This is a genomic window from Kitasatospora sp. NPDC088742 (assembly GCF_055584905.1).
The window spans coordinates 1-15025 of record NZ_JBVJLD010000037.1 but is presented as its reverse complement, the minus strand read 5'-3'; the positions used below and the strand labels follow the sequence as shown (position 1 = coordinate 15025).

General features: G+C 71.5%; 14 protein-coding genes, 1 tRNA gene and 1 pseudogene. 9 read left to right on the top strand and 7 right to left on the bottom strand.

Annotation, left to right across the window (positions count from 1 at the left end; genetic code table 11):
- The first annotated feature begins 213 nt into the window (after nt 1-213).
- From ACZ6ZR_RS25800 to ACZ6ZR_RS25790, 3 genes are all read left to right on the top strand, one after another.
- The gene (locus ACZ6ZR_RS25800) at nt 214-777 is read left to right on the top strand and encodes a SigE family RNA polymerase sigma factor (RefSeq protein ID WP_465646228.1); all 564 of its coding nucleotides are present in this window, start codon (nt 214-216) and stop codon (nt 775-777) included.
- Entirely contained in the window at nt 770-1852 is a 1083-nt protein-coding gene (locus tag ACZ6ZR_RS25795; protein ID WP_465646083.1) for a hypothetical protein, read from the top strand. The genes ACZ6ZR_RS25800 and ACZ6ZR_RS25795 overlap by 8 nt, the downstream gene beginning before the upstream one ends.
- Before the next feature lie 99 nt (nt 1853-1951).
- Nucleotides 1952-2752: an SURF1 family protein gene (locus ACZ6ZR_RS25790; protein WP_465646081.1), complete on the top strand. Its 801-nt coding sequence runs from the start codon at nt 1952-1954 to the stop codon at nt 2750-2752.
- Between the two features lie 60 nt (nt 2753-2812).
- On the opposite strand, the gene ACZ6ZR_RS25785 is transcribed toward ACZ6ZR_RS25790, so the two are convergent.
- Together ACZ6ZR_RS25785 and ACZ6ZR_RS25780 are read right to left on the bottom strand one after the other, a co-directional pair.
- On the bottom strand, nt 2813-4630 hold the full coding sequence (locus tag ACZ6ZR_RS25785; RefSeq protein ID WP_465646079.1) for a S9 family peptidase: 1818 nt from the start codon (nt 4628-4630) through the stop codon (nt 2813-2815).
- 80 nt (nt 4631-4710) lie between these two features.
- Nucleotides 4711-5220 (bottom strand): hypothetical protein, encoded by a 510-nt coding sequence (locus ACZ6ZR_RS25780; protein ID WP_465646077.1) that lies wholly within the window; start codon nt 5218-5220, stop codon nt 4711-4713.
- Between the two features lie 339 nt (nt 5221-5559).
- On the opposite strand from ACZ6ZR_RS25780, the gene ACZ6ZR_RS25775 reads away from it, so the two are divergent.
- Nucleotides 5560-5994: a hypothetical protein gene (locus ACZ6ZR_RS25775; protein ID WP_465646075.1), complete on the top strand. Its 435-nt coding sequence runs from the start codon at nt 5560-5562 to the stop codon at nt 5992-5994.
- Between the two features lie 149 nt (nt 5995-6143).
- Nucleotides 6144-6383, top strand: a complete 240-nt coding sequence (locus ACZ6ZR_RS25770; protein WP_465646073.1) for a hypothetical protein — start codon at nt 6144-6146, stop codon at nt 6381-6383.
- A 118-nt stretch (nt 6384-6501) separates the two neighbouring features.
- Here ACZ6ZR_RS25770 and ACZ6ZR_RS25765 read toward each other — a convergent pair whose 3' ends face one another.
- Entirely contained in the window at nt 6502-7029 is a 528-nt protein-coding gene (locus ACZ6ZR_RS25765) for a gamma carbonic anhydrase family protein (protein ID WP_465646071.1), read from the bottom strand.
- Between the two features lie 58 nt (nt 7030-7087).
- Nucleotides 7088-7792 carry a TetR/AcrR family transcriptional regulator C-terminal domain-containing protein gene (locus tag ACZ6ZR_RS25760; RefSeq protein ID WP_465646069.1) on the bottom strand — a complete coding sequence of 235 codons (705 nt, stop codon included), beginning with the start codon at nt 7790-7792 and terminating at the stop codon, nt 7088-7090.
- 115 nt (nt 7793-7907) lie between these two features.
- On the opposite strand from ACZ6ZR_RS25760, the gene ACZ6ZR_RS25755 reads away from it, so the two are divergent.
- Together ACZ6ZR_RS25755 and ACZ6ZR_RS25750 are read left to right on the top strand one after the other, a co-directional pair.
- Nucleotides 7908-8537, top strand: a complete 630-nt coding sequence (locus ACZ6ZR_RS25755) for an NADPH-dependent FMN reductase (RefSeq protein WP_465646067.1) — start codon at nt 7908-7910, stop codon at nt 8535-8537.
- Between the two features lie 9 nt (nt 8538-8546).
- On the top strand, nt 8547-9959 hold the full coding sequence (locus tag ACZ6ZR_RS25750; RefSeq protein ID WP_465646065.1) for a DHA2 family efflux MFS transporter permease subunit: 1413 nt from the start codon (nt 8547-8549) through the stop codon (nt 9957-9959).
- A 7-nt stretch (nt 9960-9966) separates the two neighbouring features.
- Here the strand turns inward: ACZ6ZR_RS25750 and ACZ6ZR_RS25745 are convergent, their stop codons facing one another.
- Complete coding sequence (locus ACZ6ZR_RS25745; protein ID WP_465646063.1) at nt 9967-10290, bottom strand: hypothetical protein; 324 nt, start codon at nt 10288-10290, stop codon at nt 9967-9969.
- A gap of 781 nt (nt 10291-11071) precedes the next feature.
- Here ACZ6ZR_RS25745 and ACZ6ZR_RS25740 point away from each other — a divergent pair.
- Both ACZ6ZR_RS25740 and ACZ6ZR_RS25735 read left to right on the top strand, forming a co-directional pair.
- Nucleotides 11072-12745, top strand: coding sequence for a DEAD/DEAH box helicase (locus ACZ6ZR_RS25740; RefSeq protein ID WP_465646061.1), 1674 nt, complete (start codon nt 11072-11074; stop codon nt 12743-12745).
- A 512-nt stretch (nt 12746-13257) separates the two neighbouring features.
- Nucleotides 13258-13731: pseudogene (locus ACZ6ZR_RS25735) on the top strand (tyrosine-type recombinase/integrase); the annotation flags it as partial.
- Between the two features lie 118 nt (nt 13732-13849).
- Here ACZ6ZR_RS25735 and ACZ6ZR_RS25730 read toward each other — a convergent pair.
- Together ACZ6ZR_RS25730 and ACZ6ZR_RS25725 are read right to left on the bottom strand one after the other, a co-directional pair.
- A tRNA-Pro gene (locus ACZ6ZR_RS25730) sits at nt 13850-13923 on the bottom strand.
- A 101-nt stretch (nt 13924-14024) separates the two neighbouring features.
- Entirely contained in the window at nt 14025-14966 is a 942-nt protein-coding gene (locus tag ACZ6ZR_RS25725; RefSeq protein ID WP_465646059.1) for a metallophosphoesterase, read from the bottom strand.
- Nucleotides 14967-15025 lie beyond the last annotated feature (59 nt).

Genomic DNA, 15025 nt, shown 5'->3' with positions numbered 1-15025 from the left:
TGGGCCGCTCGATCCCGGACGTTCCGTCAGATTCCCTCCCCGGAGCACTGGAGGGCCTCGGTCCGGTAGGCGAGAATGTCCCGCAGTCCGGGGCAACCATGACAGGGGATCGAGTGTCCAACAGGCGTGGCGAACGTGGTGGGGGCGGTACGCGTGGGCGCGGTGCGCATCGGAGCGGTGCACATCGGCCCGGTGCACGTCGGCGTGGGTGCGGTGCGCGTGGCGGCGCGTCCCGTCGATAGCCTGGTGGGCACCGCGCCGGAGGCGCTTGGGGCCAGCGTCGACCACCTGACCGAGACCTACCGGGCGCACTACCGCTCCCTGCTCCGGCTGGCCGCCCTTCTGCTGGACGACGTCGCCTCCTGCGAGGACGTGGTGCAGGAGGCCTTCATCCGGGTGCACGCCGCCCGCCGCCGGGTCCGCGAACCCGAGAAGACACTGGCGTACCTACGCCAGACCGTGGTGAACCTCTCCCGCTCCACGCTGCGCCGCAGGATCATGGGGCTGCGCCTGCTGCCCAAGCCGATGCCTGACATGGCCAGTGCAGAAGAAGGAGCCTACGATGCGCTGGAGCGCGACGAGTTGAAGGCCGCGCTCCGGGGGTTGCAACGCCGTCAGCGGGAGGTGCTGGTGCTGCGCTACTACGCGGACCTGACGGAGGCCCAGGTCGCCGACCTGCTGGGGATCTCGCTCGGTTCGGTCAAGGCGTACGGCTCGCGCGGGCTGGCCGCGCTCCGGGTGCGGATGGACCAGGGTGCGGGGACGGCCGATGACTGACCACCAACTGCCCTTGGGGGAGGACCAGTTGGCGAACGAGCTGCGGAGCCGCCTGCAGCAGGCGGTGGCCCGGCTCGAACCCGATGCGGCCGCCCTGCCGCGGCTGCGGCAGGAAGTCCCCAGACGCCGGGCCCGGCACCGCACGCTCTGGACCACGGCCGCCGCCGCGGTGCTGCTCAGCGCCGCCGCCTGGCCCACCATCCAGGGCGTCCAGGGCCTCGACCTCTCCGGCGGCCCGGTGGAGAGCCCGACCATCGGCGCCGCGCCCAAGGCGACCGGCATCGTGCGGCCCAGCCCCAGCGGCACCAACCGCCCGGTGCCGCAGGCCCCGCTGAGCCCCGGCAGTCCGAGCCCGAGTCCGAGCCAGGTCACCGAGTCGCCCTCCGCCACGGCCGTCCCGGTGCCGCAGACCAGTGCCGGCGTGACCACGACCGCGTCGCCCGGCAGTTCGCCGACGCCCACGGCGGTGACCCCCGCCTGCACGGCGTCCGACCTCGGCCGGCCCTCCGTCTCGGTGGGGCGGCCCGACGCGGCCGGGAACGTGTACGGCTGGTTCCGGGTGCAGAACGTCTCCGCGCGCAGCTGCCTGCTCGGCGGCGACGGGGTGGTCACCTCCGACCAGGCCCGGATCCGGGTGACCGCCCACACCGCCGGCGGCCCGGCCACCGCCCTGCCCGCACCGGCCTCGAACGGGCCGCTGCTGCTCGCGCCCTCGGCGGGGTACCTGGTCCGCTTCGGCTGGGTGCCGGAGACCGCCTGCCCCGCGCCGACCCCGACCCCGGCGCCGACCGCGGCCACCGTCCCCGAGAAGGGCGAGGTGGTCCAGGCCCGGGCCGCCGTCCCCGGCCCCTCCACCTCCGGCGCCCCCTCCGAGGGCCCCGGCCCCGATCCCTCGCCCACCCCGACCCCGACCCCCTCGCCCACCCCCGGGCCGGAGGCCGCCCTGCTGCTCACCCACGTCCCCGACCCGGGCGGCCAGTCCGTCTCGGCCACCGTCCCGAACGCCTGCAGCGGCACCGTCTACCGGACGTCCCCCGAACCTGACGCCCAGCCGACCGCCTCGCCCACGCCGTAGCCCGACGTACGTGGCCGGGCGTACGTGGCCGCGCCGGTGGAGGCCGGACCGGCGGACCTGGTGGCGGGGGCCGGTGTAGGGGCGGTTACCGTGGTGCGTGTGTACCGGTTCCTCCTGACTTCGCGCTGGCTCGGCGGCGCCGTGGTCGCCGTCCTGGCGATCGCGGTCTGCGTGCTCATGGGCAGCTGGCAGCTCAGCCGCTTCGAGGACCAGGTCGACCGGCACAAGGACGCCGCGAGGACCGCCACCGCCGGTTCGACCGGGCCGGCCGTACCGCTCGCCGAGCTGCTGCCCGGCCCGGACGCGAAGGTGACCACCGACACCGTCGGCCGCTCCGCGACCGTCACCGGCCGGTACGACCGCGAGCACCAACTGCTGGTCCCCAACCGCACGGTGGACGGCCGTCAGGGCCACTACGTGCTCACCCCGCTCTGCCCCGAGACCGGCGGCCGGCCGGCCGGTGCGACCTGCGTCCCGGTGGTCCGGGGCTGGGCTCCCGGCACCCCGGCCGAGGTTCCCGCCGCGCCGGAGGGCACGGTGACGGTGGCCGGCCGCCTCCAGGCGCCGGAGAACAGCGGCAGCGACGGCGCCGTGACGGGCGGTCTGCCCGCCGGCCAGCTGGGCACCATCAGCCCGGCCGCCCTGGTCAACGTGCTGCCGTACCCGACCACCGACGGCTGGCTGGCCGCCGACACGGTGCCGGAAGGCTTCACCGCCGTGCCGACGGTGCAGCCGCAGGGCGGCAACGGCCTGAGCCTGCGCGCCTTCCAGAACCTGGGCTACACCCTGGAGTGGTTCGTCTTCGGCGGCTTCGTGGTCTTCATGTGGTTCCGGCTGGCCCGCCGCGAGGCGGAGAAGGCCAGGGACCGGGCCCTCGGGCTGGACCCGGTCCTGGACTGACCCTCCGTCAGCCGGCCTTCCGTCGGCCGACCACCTGTCAGCCGGCCGCCCGGCGTCCGGTCACCGCTCCAGGCCCAGGTGCCGCAGCGCGAAGCCGATCTCCAGCCGCAGCTGCCTGATCCGCTCCTCGACCACCAGCGAGCCGTGCCCGGCGTCGTAGCGGTAGACCTCGTGCTCCTTGCCGAGCTCCTCAAGCCGGGCCACGTAGTTGTCGATCTGCCGGATCGGGCAGCGCGGGTCGTTGAGCCCGGCGCTGATGTAGACCGGGGCCTTGAGCCGCTCGACGTAGGTGATCGGCGAGGAGGCCCGGTACCGCTCGGGCACCTGCTCCGGCGAGCCGCCGAAGAGCGTGCGGTCCAGCGACTTGAGCGCCTCCATCTCGTCCTCGTAGGAGGCGAGGTAGTCGGCCACCGGCACGGCGGCCAGGCCCAGCGACCAGCTCTCCGGCTGGGTGCCGAGGCCGAGCAGGGTGAGGTAGCCGCCCCAGGAGCCGCCGGACAGCACCAGCCGGGCCGGGTCGGCCAGGCCGGAGGATACCGCCCAGTCGCGGACGGCGGCGATGTCCTCCAGCTCGATCAGGCCGATCCGCTCCTGGAGGGCGTCCGTCCAGGCCTGCCCGTAGCCGGTCGAGCCGCGGTAGTTGACCCGGACGACGGCGAAGCCGTGGTCCAGCCAGGCGGCCGGACCGGCCGCGAAGGAGTCGCTGTCGTGGTGGGTCGGGCCGCCGTGCACCTCGAAGACGGTGGGGAACGGCCCCTCGCCGTCCGGCCGTTGGACCAGCGCGTGCACCCGGCCGCCCGGGCCCTCGACCCAGACGTCCTCGACCGCCACCGACCCCGGCGGCACCGGGCCGGGCGCCCGCAGCACCACGTGCCCGGCGGTGGACCGCACCGCGGCCGGCTCGGCGGCGGAGGACCAGAGGAACTCCACCGTGCCGTCCGGACGCGCGGTCGCGCCCGAGACGGTGCCGCGCGGGGTGGCCAGCCTGGTCAGCTCACCGGTCGTCAGCTCGTAGGAGAACAGCTCGCTGCGGGCCTCGTACTCGTGCTCCACCAGCAGTGAGGCGGCCCCCGGCCGCCACTGCGCCGAGAGGTCGCCGGGGAACTCCCGGCCCTGCTCGTCCCGGAGCGCAAGCTCGGTCTCGGCGCCGGTCGCCACGTCCCGGATCATCGGCTCCCAGCGGCCCCGGCGCTGGTGCGCGACCAGCAGCCGGGTGTCCCCGTCGGCCGGGGCGAAGCCCAGGCAGGCCAGCCCGCGCGGCTCCTGACGGCCGGTCACGTCGTCCAGCTCGTCCACCGTGGCGCCGTCGGAGAGGCGGATCACCCGGATCGCGGAGTGCATCGCGTCGCCGTGCTCGGTGTGGTCGACCGCGAGCAGGGAGGAGTCGTGGCTCAGGTCGCCGATCCCGCCGTACTCCTCGTGGTGGTAGACCGTCTCGACCGCGGTCGAACCCGGGCGGCGCAGGTGGATGGTGGTGCCCTCGTCGTCCTCCGAGGTGCCGACCAGCACCGTGCCGTTCCGGCCCAGCGCCAGGCCGGCGCCGTACGCGGCCGCGATGCCGGGGACGGCCTCCTCGTCCGGGCCGCCGGCGAAGGGCTGGCGCCGCCAGACGCCCAGTTCGTCCCCGTCGGTGTCGTCGAACCACCAGATCCACTCGCCGTCCGGGCTCAGCTCGGCGTCGGTGGTGCCGTTGGGGCGGTCGGTCACCTGGCGGTGGGAGCCGGTGGCGCGGTCCCAGGCGTAGACCTCGTAGGTACCGGTGGAGTTCGACACGTACAGCGCCCGGTCGGGTGCCTCCTCGGCCCAGTCCGGCAGGGAGACCCGCGCTGCACGGAACCGCTGTTCCCACGCCGGTACGGCAGTCGTCTCGTCAGTCATCCCCCCAGGGTGTCACGGTCCGGGGGCGCTCCAGCAGGGATCGGCGGAGCTGACGTGGCGTCAGCGCGGGTGGCTCCGGCTCAGGCCAGGGTGGTCTCGACGACGCGGATGCGGTCGCGCCAGACGGTGACGTCGGTGGCGCCCCGGCCGCCGCCGAAGGACTCGGCCAGCGCGCGGTCGAAGGCGCCGGACTCCAGCGCGTCGGCCAGCCGCCTGGCCCGGCAGTACCGCTCCTCGTCCGGCCCCTGGTACGGCAGGCGGCGCCACCGCAGCGAGGTGGCGCCGGGCCCGTACCGGTGGCCGCCGAGGCTGGGGTGCGGGAGGTCGAGGGAGAGCGCGTAGAGGTCCTGCTCGGCGTGGTCGGTGGTGGTGCGGAACCACGGCGGCCCGATCCGCAGCCCGGCGGTCCGTCCGTGTTCGCCCGGCACCGGCCCGGACTGCGACCAGCCGAACGCCGCGATCGCCGGGTCCCGCTGCACCGCCTCGAACAGCGGCCGGAGCGCGGAGAGCGGCCGTTGGGGCACCCGGGTGGCGACGGGGCGGCGGTTGCGGTGGATCGGGACTCCGAAGAACTGGGCCGGCGTGGACACGGTGCCTCCTGCTGCTGCTCTGTGCTGCTGGGCTCTCTGCTGTGCTCTGGACCGCTGGGCTTGGCTGGGCGGGCTTGGCTTGGCTGCGGACAGGACCTTACCTAGATGCGTTCGCGAACGCGAACACGTATTCGAATTATTTCGAACGGCGTGGCGCGGAGCGAAACGGGCTGGTCCGAGGGCCGGTGGAAGTGGCAGCATCGGCCGGTTGGCGCTGTTAGCCTCGGTCGCGAACGCGGCTGTTCGCGCGCCGACCGACGGGGGCGACGGGGCGACGGTCCGAGCCAGTGCGTCCGCGCCCCAGAGCGGGGCCGGTGGCCGCGAGGGAGAGAGCACGAGATGCCTGCGACGACGACCGACGGCGCCGCCGACGCGCTCTCGGTGCTGGTGCGCGAGGCGCTCGACCGCCCGGGCATGACCTTCCGCCGGCTCACCGAGGCCACCGTCGACCCGGCCACCGGCTACCGCCCCGGCACCACCTGGCTGCACAAGCTGGTGCGCAACGAGGTGGTCCGCGCCCCCGAGCCCCAGGTCCTGCGCGCCCTCGCCACCGGCCTCGGCCTCCCGCTGGCCCGGGTCCAGCGCGCCGCCGCCGCCCAGTACCTCGACTACGTCACCACCGAGCTCACCGGGCTGCCCGCCGACGCCCGCGCCATCGTGGCCCACCTGGCCGAGCTCGACCCGGCCGACCTCCCCAAGGTCCGCGCGGTGGTGGAGGCCTTCGTCGCCCGCCGTTCGAACCCCGCTCGCGACGAGGGCCCTGCCGAGGCCTGATCCGGCCCGTTCCTTGTCCTCTTCTCACCCCTGTTGTCACACCCGTGCGGTATTGCGGTTCCGCGCGCTTCTCGCCAGCCCTCATAATCGGGTGTACGTTCGATTCCGCCTCGGCCGAACGCGTCCACCGCCACCGGGAAGGGGGTCAGATGAACAGGGTCAGCTGGTACCACGCCGAGCTCGACGACGGCGCTCCCCTCGTCCTGCTCACCTTCCCCGACGAGTCCGTCCTCATCGGTGACCCGCGCACCCTGCCCCCCAACCTCCTCCCCACCCTCGCCGCCACCCTCACCACCGGGCCCCTCACCCCCGCCCGCCTCCACGCCCTCCTGGCCGACCACCTCACGGGCGGCGCGCCGGCGGCCATCCCCTCGGGCGAGCCCCGCTGAGCAGGTGCCGCCGCCGCTCGCATCGTCTCGGCCCTGACACCGTCTCAGCCGTGACACCGTGACACCGTGACACCGTGACACCGTGACACCGTGACACCGTGTCGGCCGTGACGCAGTCTCAGTCGCGGCCGATCTCCGCGTGGGCGCGGGCGAGCAGCAGGTAGCCCTCGCCGTTGGCCTTGATGCCGGCCTTCTCCTCCTCGGTCAGGGCGCGCTTCACCTTGGCGGGCACCCCGGCCACCAGGGAGCCGGGCGGGACCTCCATGCCCTGCGGCACCACGGCCCCGGCGGCGATCAGTGAACCGGTGCCGATCCGGGCGCCGTTGAGCACGGTGGAGTTCATCCCGACCAGCACGTCGTCCTCCACCACGCAGCCGTGCAGCACCGCGTTGTGGCCGACCGAGATCCGCGCCCCGAGCACCGCGGGGAAGCCCGGATCGGCGTGCACGGTGCAGTTGTCCTGGATGTTGGTGTCGGGGCCGACGGTGATGGTCTCCGCGTCCCCGCGCAGCACCGCCCCGTACCAGACGCTCGCCCCGGCCTCCACCGTCACGGCCCCGACCACCACCGCGTTCGGTGCGACGTACGCCCCCGGGTCCACCTTCGGTTCGAGCCCGCCCACCCCGGTGATCAGTGCTTCAGCCATGTCAGTACCCCTCTTCCTCCGGCTGCTCCGGCCTGCTGTCGGCCATGTCGGCGCCAGCCTAGGGCTGCCCCTGGCTTCCGCTCCGGTAGGCCCGGAGGAAGGCCGCGACGCCGCCGGTGACCAGGCGTTCGATCCGCTCGGGGGGCAGCGGCAGGACGCCGTAGTGGGAGAGGTGCACGATCGGCTGCGAGCCGAGGGCCATGAAGTGGGTGGCGGCCAGCTCCGGGTCGCCGTGCAGGTCGAGCAGGCCGGCCTCGGCCAGGCCGCCGAGCGCCCCGGCCAGCGCGCGGGCGACCGGCGCCGGCCCGGCCTCCTGCCAGGTGGCCAGGACCTCCGCAGGTACATGGCCGGCCTCGGCGTGGATGTGCCGCACCAGCGCGAAGTGGTCCGGGTAGGCGGCCATCAGCTCGACGAAGGCCCAGGCCACGGTCGTCAGGTCGCGTTCCAGGTCCTCCGGGCGGGGCGGCCGGGCGGGGTTCAACAGGGTGTCCAGCAGCCCCAGTTGGGCGTCCTTGACCTGGCTCGCGGTCCACCGGATGACGGTCTCGAAGAGCTGCGCCTTGCCGCCGGGGAAGTGGTTGTAGAGCGTCCGGGTGGAGACCGCGGCGGCGGCCGCGAGCGCGTCCACCGAGGCCCGCGCGTACCCCTCGCGGCCGAACACCGTGCAGGCGGCGCTCGCCATGGCCATCTGCTTCTCCAGCCGGCGCGGCGGCACCGTCTCCCGCGCCTGCGCCACCCAGGCGTCGTTGCTGCTGCTGCCCACCGTGCCTCCTCCTACTTCCGGCCTAGGTACAACGACCGTTGTTACTTTTACAACGCCCGTTGTACCTTACTCGACATCGGGCCGCACGAGGTGGCCCGCAGGGGAGGGAACGCCCATGTCCGCCAGTGCTGTTGACCAGCTCACCGCTCTTTCCGCCGAGGCGCCGTTCCGCGTCGCCGTGATCACCGCCAGCGTCCGCGAGGGCCGCCACGGGCCCGCCGTCACCGACTGGTTCCTCGGGGTGGCCGCCCGCCAGGGCGGTGCGGTGTTCGACGTGATCGACCTGGCGGAGGTCAACCTCCCCCTGGTGATGCCGAGTTGGGGTAGCGAGCCGTCCCCCGAGGTGGCCGCGGCACTGGCCGACGTCACGCCCCGCCTCGCCGCCGCCGACGCCTTCGTGATCGTCACCCCCGAGTACAACCACAGCTTCCCGGCCGCCCTGAAGAACCTCCTCGACTGGCACATGGGCCCCTGGCACGCCAAGCCGGTCGGCTTCGTCTCGTACGGCGGCCTCGGCGGCGGGCTGCGCGCCGTCGAACAACTCCGGCTGGTCTTCGCCGAGTTGCACGCGACCACGGTCCGCGACACGGTCAGCCTGCACGGCCCCTGGTCCGGCCTCGGCCCCGACGGCGCCCCGCGCGACCCCGCCGTCGCCGAGGGTGCGGCCAAGGGCATGCTCGGCCAACTCTCTTGGTGGGGACGCGCGTTGCGCACCGCCCGGGCCGCCCACCCCTACCAGGGCTGAGGCGCCGTCATGCCCTCCGTCCGGACCGCCGTCGCGCCCGCCGCGACCGCCCCCCACTCCTCCTCGGTGCTCAACCGCACCCTCCTGGTGGTCATCACCGGCTCGGTGATGTCGGTGCTCGACATCACCATCGTCAACGTCGCCCTGCGCAGCCTCACCACCGCCTTCGCCGCCCCGCTGGAGACCGTCCAGTGGACCGCCACCGCCTACACCCTGGCGCTCGCCGCCGTCGTCCCCACCGCCGCCTGGGCCATGGGCCGGATCGGCGCCAAACGCACCTACCTGACCGCCCTGGCCCTCTTCACCCTCGGCTCACTGCTCGCCGCCTGCGCCTGGAGCGCGGGCAGCCTGATCGCCTTCCGCGCCCTCCAGGGCCTCGGCGGCGGACTGCTGATGCCGGTCGGCATGACGATGGTGATGCGGGCCGCCGACCGCAGCCGGCTCGGCCGCGCCATGGCCTTCTCCGGACTACCCGTCCTGATCGGCCCGGTCCTCGGCCCCGTCCTCGGCGGCTGGCTGCTGGACGTCGCGGACTGGCGCTGGATCTTCCTGGTCAACCTGCCGATCGGTGCCGCGGCCCTCACCTTGGCCGCCCTCCTGCTCCGGCCGGACACCCCGTCCCCCGATTCCTCCGAGGCGGCCCCGCCCAAACTCGACCTCCCTGGCCTGCTCACCCTCTCGCCCGGCCTGGCGCTGCTCCTCTACGGCCTCACCCTCGGCGGCGAACGCGGCGGCCTCACCACCCCGGGCGCGCTCCTCCCGACCCTCGCCGGCGCGGCCCTGATCACCGCCTTCGTCCGGCACGCCCTGACCACCCGTCACCCCCTGCTCGACCTCCGGCTCCTCCGCGACCGCACCTTCACGGTCTCCGTCGTCACCCTGGCCCTCTTCACCAGCGGCTACTTCGGCTCGATGCTGCTCGGCCCGGTCTACTGGCAGCAGTCCCGAGGCCTCTCCACCACCGCGGCCGGACTCCTCGGAGCCCCCGTCGGCCTCACCGTCGGCCTCGCCATGCAGGTCGCCGCCCGCCGCATCGACCGCACCCCACCCCGCCGCCTGATCCCGGCCGGCATCGCCGTCGGCGCCCTCGGCATGGCCCTGACCGCCGCCCAGATCGGCGACCCCACCGTCCCGGCATGGCGCCTGATCGCCACCGCGATGCTCATGGGCGCAGGCGCCGGCACCGTCCTGATGCCCACCATGGCCACCGCCTCCCGAGGCCTCCCCACCGAACGCCTCGCCGCCGCCGGCACCGCCCTCAGCATCAACTCCCAACTCTGGGCTGCCTCCGGCACCGCCCTGATCTCCACCCTCCTCACCACCACCGGCTTCCGCACCGCCTACACCGCAGCCGCCGTCCTCCTGGCCCTCGCCCTCATCCCCGCCCTCCTCCTCCCCAACCGCCACCCCGCCGGGAACTGACGTCCCCTCACCCCTGGGCCCCGACCCCCCGAAGCACATCCCCGGGCCCGACATCCAGACCGTTTGCGTCCCCGCCGCTGACGGCAAGGAGACACCGGGCTCCATGAGGCGGCTCCACCTCATCCACCGTCACCTTCGGATACCGCCGGATCTCCGCCACCACCAACTCGACCTCGCGGCCGTCCTGCCCGGCACAACCAAAGCGCGAGCCCAACCGCGTGGCCGCCAGGCACCGCCCGATGACAGCCAGGAGCCCCGGCCCGACCACCTCCACCTGCACAACCTCGACGAGGGGCAGCGGCTCGGTCATTCGCACGGAAGTCGTCGTCACCCCACCATGATCCCAAGGCCGTCAGACCAGCAGCCGCCCGGTCACCTGAGGAACCGTCACCCGCAAGGGCGTGGCAATGGAGGGGATCTCACGACTCGTCGGGTACCTCACCACTGCCGGACGGAGATGGTGTGCCGGGGGAGGATCCGGTTGGTGATCCAGGCGGGCACGAGGACGATGGGCGGACTCTTCTGAGGCGTAGTCACTCAGGAACGACAGAGGCCCTGCCGGATTTCTCCGGCAGGGCCTCTGCAACTGGGTCGGGGTGGCGGGATTTGAACCCACGGCCTCTTCGTCCCGAATTACAGGCAGCGTGGTTGCTGAGGTTATCTGCGCAGGTCAGGGGTGGTACCAGGGGCGCTGATGGTCACTGCTGGACGGCCCGGTTGCTGTACTTTGCTGCTGTACAAAGGCGGCTCGGACGGGCTGCAGCCGTCGTGCAGGAGATCGTCCCCCTGGGACAACTTGGGGCCGCATAGAGGCGGACCCGGGGCCAGGGTCGAGGCTCGCCTTCCTGCAGGGTGGGGTCATCTGCGCTCTATGCGCCCCCGCCGCGCTTCGGTTTGCTCCAACTGACCCACTAGCGCCCCCCGTCTGCTGGGTTTGACGCGCTGAAAGGGCAACCTGCAGTGCCATGCTGAGACCCCCATAGGGGCTCTGCTGTTATATGCGCGGTTCCGACTGAATCTCATTCGTCGATCCCTCACCGCGCTGGTTGCCGCGGTTTGGGTCGATGTCCTCCCCTTTATGGCCGGCGCAGTCAGGACGGAAGGTGCGGATCATGCGGTTGCGACAATGGCAGGACGACGGCCTGCGTAGTTTCTTGGGGACGAACCGCGACTTTCTTGTGGTCGCTACTCCAGGTGCAGGAAAGACAGCGTTCGCCGTGCTCGCTGCCAAAGCCATGATCGAGCGGAGTGAGATCAGGTGGATCACCGTCATCGTGCCGACCGATCATCTCAGGGATCAATGGGCGAGATCCGCAGCTCGAGAGGGTATCAAGCTAAACCCGGCATTCACCAACAGCTGGAAGAAAACGGCACCGGACTACGACGGTGTGGTGGCGACCTATCAGTCTGTGGCAGCTAATCCGGACCTGTGGGCGCAGATGGCTAGTCAACCAGGGCGGCCGTGCCTGGTGATCCTGGACGAGGTCCACCACGCCGGAGATGCCGAGCACCTCTCGTGGGGGCCGGCACTCTTTAAGGCGTTCGGCGACGCACACAGGCGACTCATGCTCTCCGGAACTCCGTTTCGGACTGACGCTAAGCCCATTCCGTTCTTGCGATACGACGAGGAACGCTGTGTCATCCCCGATATCAACTATGACTACGGCATGGCTCTGCAGGATCAGGAGGTCGTTCGCCCAGTTGTCTTTCCGGCATTGGATGGCGAAGCCAGGTGGCGTCTGGCATCCGAGTACGCGACAGCGAAGAGACTGTCCGAGACCGACCCGAAGACCATTGCCCATGCGCTTACTGCTGCCCTCGACCCGGGCAAGGACTGGATTCCCTCGGTCCTGCGCCGCGCCAACGACGAGTTGTCACTGATCCGGCAGGACACCCCAGACATTGGTGGCCTGGTTCTGGCGACCAACCAGAAGCACGCGCGTGCCTACGCTGCGATCCTCGAAGAAATTACGGGTGAGCCCGCGACAGTCGCGATCTCGGAAAGCCGTCGTTCCTCAAAAAGCATCTTCGAGTTCTCCGCAGACTCATCCCGCTGGATCGTCGCTGTACAGATGGTGGCCGAAGGTGTCGACATCCCCCGTCTAGGAGTGATTGTCTACGCCACTCGCACTCGCACTGAGCTCTTCTTCCGCCAGGTTGTCGGCCGCTGCATCCGCCGCCGCGGTGATGATGACGACCTTTGCGCGCGTGTGTTCATCCCTACTATCCAGCCTCTCCTGGGTCCTGCTGCACGTATCGAGCTGACTGTCCGGCATGTATTGCGCGATGAAGAGGAGAGGGCTCGATCACGTCAGCTTGCCAGTGAGGCTGGCGGCAACACCGACACCTCTCATCCTGCCCTTGCGCGCACGGTCGAGGTCATCGGTTCGTCGCAGGCTGTGCACCCCTACACCATCAACAGTGGCGAGGCATTTGGCGAACCCATCCTCTTGCAGGCTCGGCGCCTGGGCCAGGAAGCCGGGCTTCCGGCCAGCGCCGAACCGTCTGCCATTATCCGCCTGATGCGGCTAGCCGGGGTCCGACTCGGAGACGGAAAGCCGTGGCCCGTTGTTAAGGAACAGACTCTGGTTGAGCAGAAAAAGGAGCTGAGGCTGGTCGTTAACCGTAAGGTTGGTCACCTGGCTGCCCTTACCCGACAACCCCACAAGAGCATCCACCGTAGGCTCCATGACACCTTCCGAGAAATCAATATCGAGCAGGCTACTGTGGAGACGCTCAACGAGCGACTGGTTATCCTCGACCGCTGGATCGATGACGTGCGGTGAATCGGCTGAGGGTAGTTCTGATCTCGGGTTCATAATCTAACCGACAGCTCATGAGGAATATAAGGAAACCTGGCGCACCGCTCGACGGCAGCTCCGCCGTCCTGGCGTCAGCCGGGCAGACGAGGCGGCGAAGGCGAGCGAACCTGATCGGGACGTGTGCGCCAAGTGCGGGCAGCCCCTTGAGACCGACTCCCGGGATCGCGAGCGTTGGCTCCACAGCTCTGACGGTAGCCGAGGCTGCCGAGCAGCTACTTTCACTGCCGAGCACGGCTGGAACGACGAAATCCCGCAGTCATGGATGGCCACTCCCAGGAAGGGCCGTTCCTAGCCAGCGGATCTGCTGCAGTCCGGCGTGAGCCGGACACGGCACCGCTTCACCCGATGAGGGCCCGGTCCCGTTGGCCGGCGCCATCACCTGAGCGTGTGGGCGGTACGGCGAAGGCCCCGACCGCTGAGCGGTCGGGGCCTTCGTTTGCCCGGGCGGGCGGGTGCGGAGAATCCGAGGTTCGAACGTGCGCAACGCGGCGGCCGGCGAGCTGGCCGCGCACTGGCGCCGCTCCGGGTTCGCCACCTGGCTGTTCCAGCCCCGCCGCCACCGCTACCGCAAGCGGGGCCAGCACGAGGCCCACCCGGTGCCGCTGGTCGCTGAGCCCGGGCCGGGAATTCCGGCACGCGGGCGCGGGGCCTCACGGCGGGCGGAGGCGTGCTGGTTGCCGATCGCTCCGGGGCTGACCCCGCACGGACTGCGCCACACGCACAAGACCCTTATGCGGGAGATGGGTACCCCGCCGAAGCTCATGGACGAGCGGATGGGACACGAGGACGGCTCGGTACAGGCTCGCTACGACCACGTCACCGCGCGGATGCGGCAGACGCTCATGGCCGCGCTCACCGAGATGTGGGAGGAGGCACTCGACGCCCGTCGGGAGATGAGCCCAGGCTCTCCGGTGGCCGTCTTGGACGCTCTGCTGAAGGCCCGTCAGTAGGAGCCGCTCTGGAGAGAGATTCCATGATCTTCTCCAGGATTTCTCCAGAGAGACCCCTGAAAGCCAGTCAGGGCCGGCCTCCCTTGCGGGAGACCGGCCCTGAGCTGGTCTTACTGGGTCGGGGTGGCGGGATTTGAACCCACGGCCTCTTCGTCCCGAACGAAGCGCGCTACCAAGCTGCGCCACACCCCGGTCCTGCTTCGTTGCTCTCCGTCTCCGGTGCAACGAGTAGAACTCTATCGGACGGGCGCCGAGATGCGAAATCCGGTTTCGCGGGGCTCTGAGCTGGGGTGTCAGCGGCGGGGGGTGAGGGTGAGGAGGGTGGCTTCGGGGGGGCAGGCGAAGCGGACGGGGGTGTAGCGGTTGGTGCCGCAGCCGGCGGAGACGTGGAGGTAGGACTGGTGGCCGCCGGCGCGGTGGGCGGAGAGGCCCTTGACGCGGCGGGTGTCGATGTCGCAGTTGGTGACGAGGGCGCCGTAGAAGGGGACGCAGAGCTGGCCGCCGTGGGTGTGGCCCGCGAGGATCAGGGGGTAGCGGTCGGCGGTGAAGGCGTCGAGGACGCGGAGGTAGGGGGCGTGCACGACGGCGAGGGAGAGGTCGGCGTCGGGGGAGGGGCCGCCGGCGACCTTGTTGTAGCGGTCGCGGCGGATGTGGGGGTCGTCGAGGCCGGTGAACTCGACGTCGAGGCCGGCCAGGTTGAGGCGGCCGCGGGTGTTGGTGAGGTCGAGCCAGCCGGCGGCGTCGAAGCCGTCGCGGAGTTCGGTCCACGGGTTGTGGACGGCGCCGGTGATGCCGTGGCGGCTGGTGCCGTCGGGGTTGTTGAGGCCGTGGACGCCGGTGCGCAGGGCCTTGAGGTAGCGGGTGGGGCTCTTCCGGGCGGGGCCGTAGTAGTCGTTGGAGCCGAAGACGTAGACGCCGGGGAAGTCGAGGAGGGGGCCGAGGGCGTCGAGGGTGGCGGGGACGCCGAGCGGGTCGGAGAGGTTGTCGCCGGTGTTGACCACCAGGTCGGGACGCAGGCCCGCGAGGCTCTGGAGCCAACGCTGCTTCTTCCGCTGTCCGTCGACCATGTGGATGTCGGAGACCTGGAGCACCCGGATCGGCCGGGCCCCGGCGGGCAGGATCGGTACCTCGACCCGGCGGAGCCGGAAGGAACGGACCTCGTAGCCGGCGGAGTAGGCGAGGCAGGCGGCGCCGGTGGCGGCGATTCCGAGCGGGACGGAGTACAGCGGTCGCATCGGTCCATGCTCTCAGACTGCTGATCGCACCGGGAACGTCCCCGGGCTGACCCTCGGTC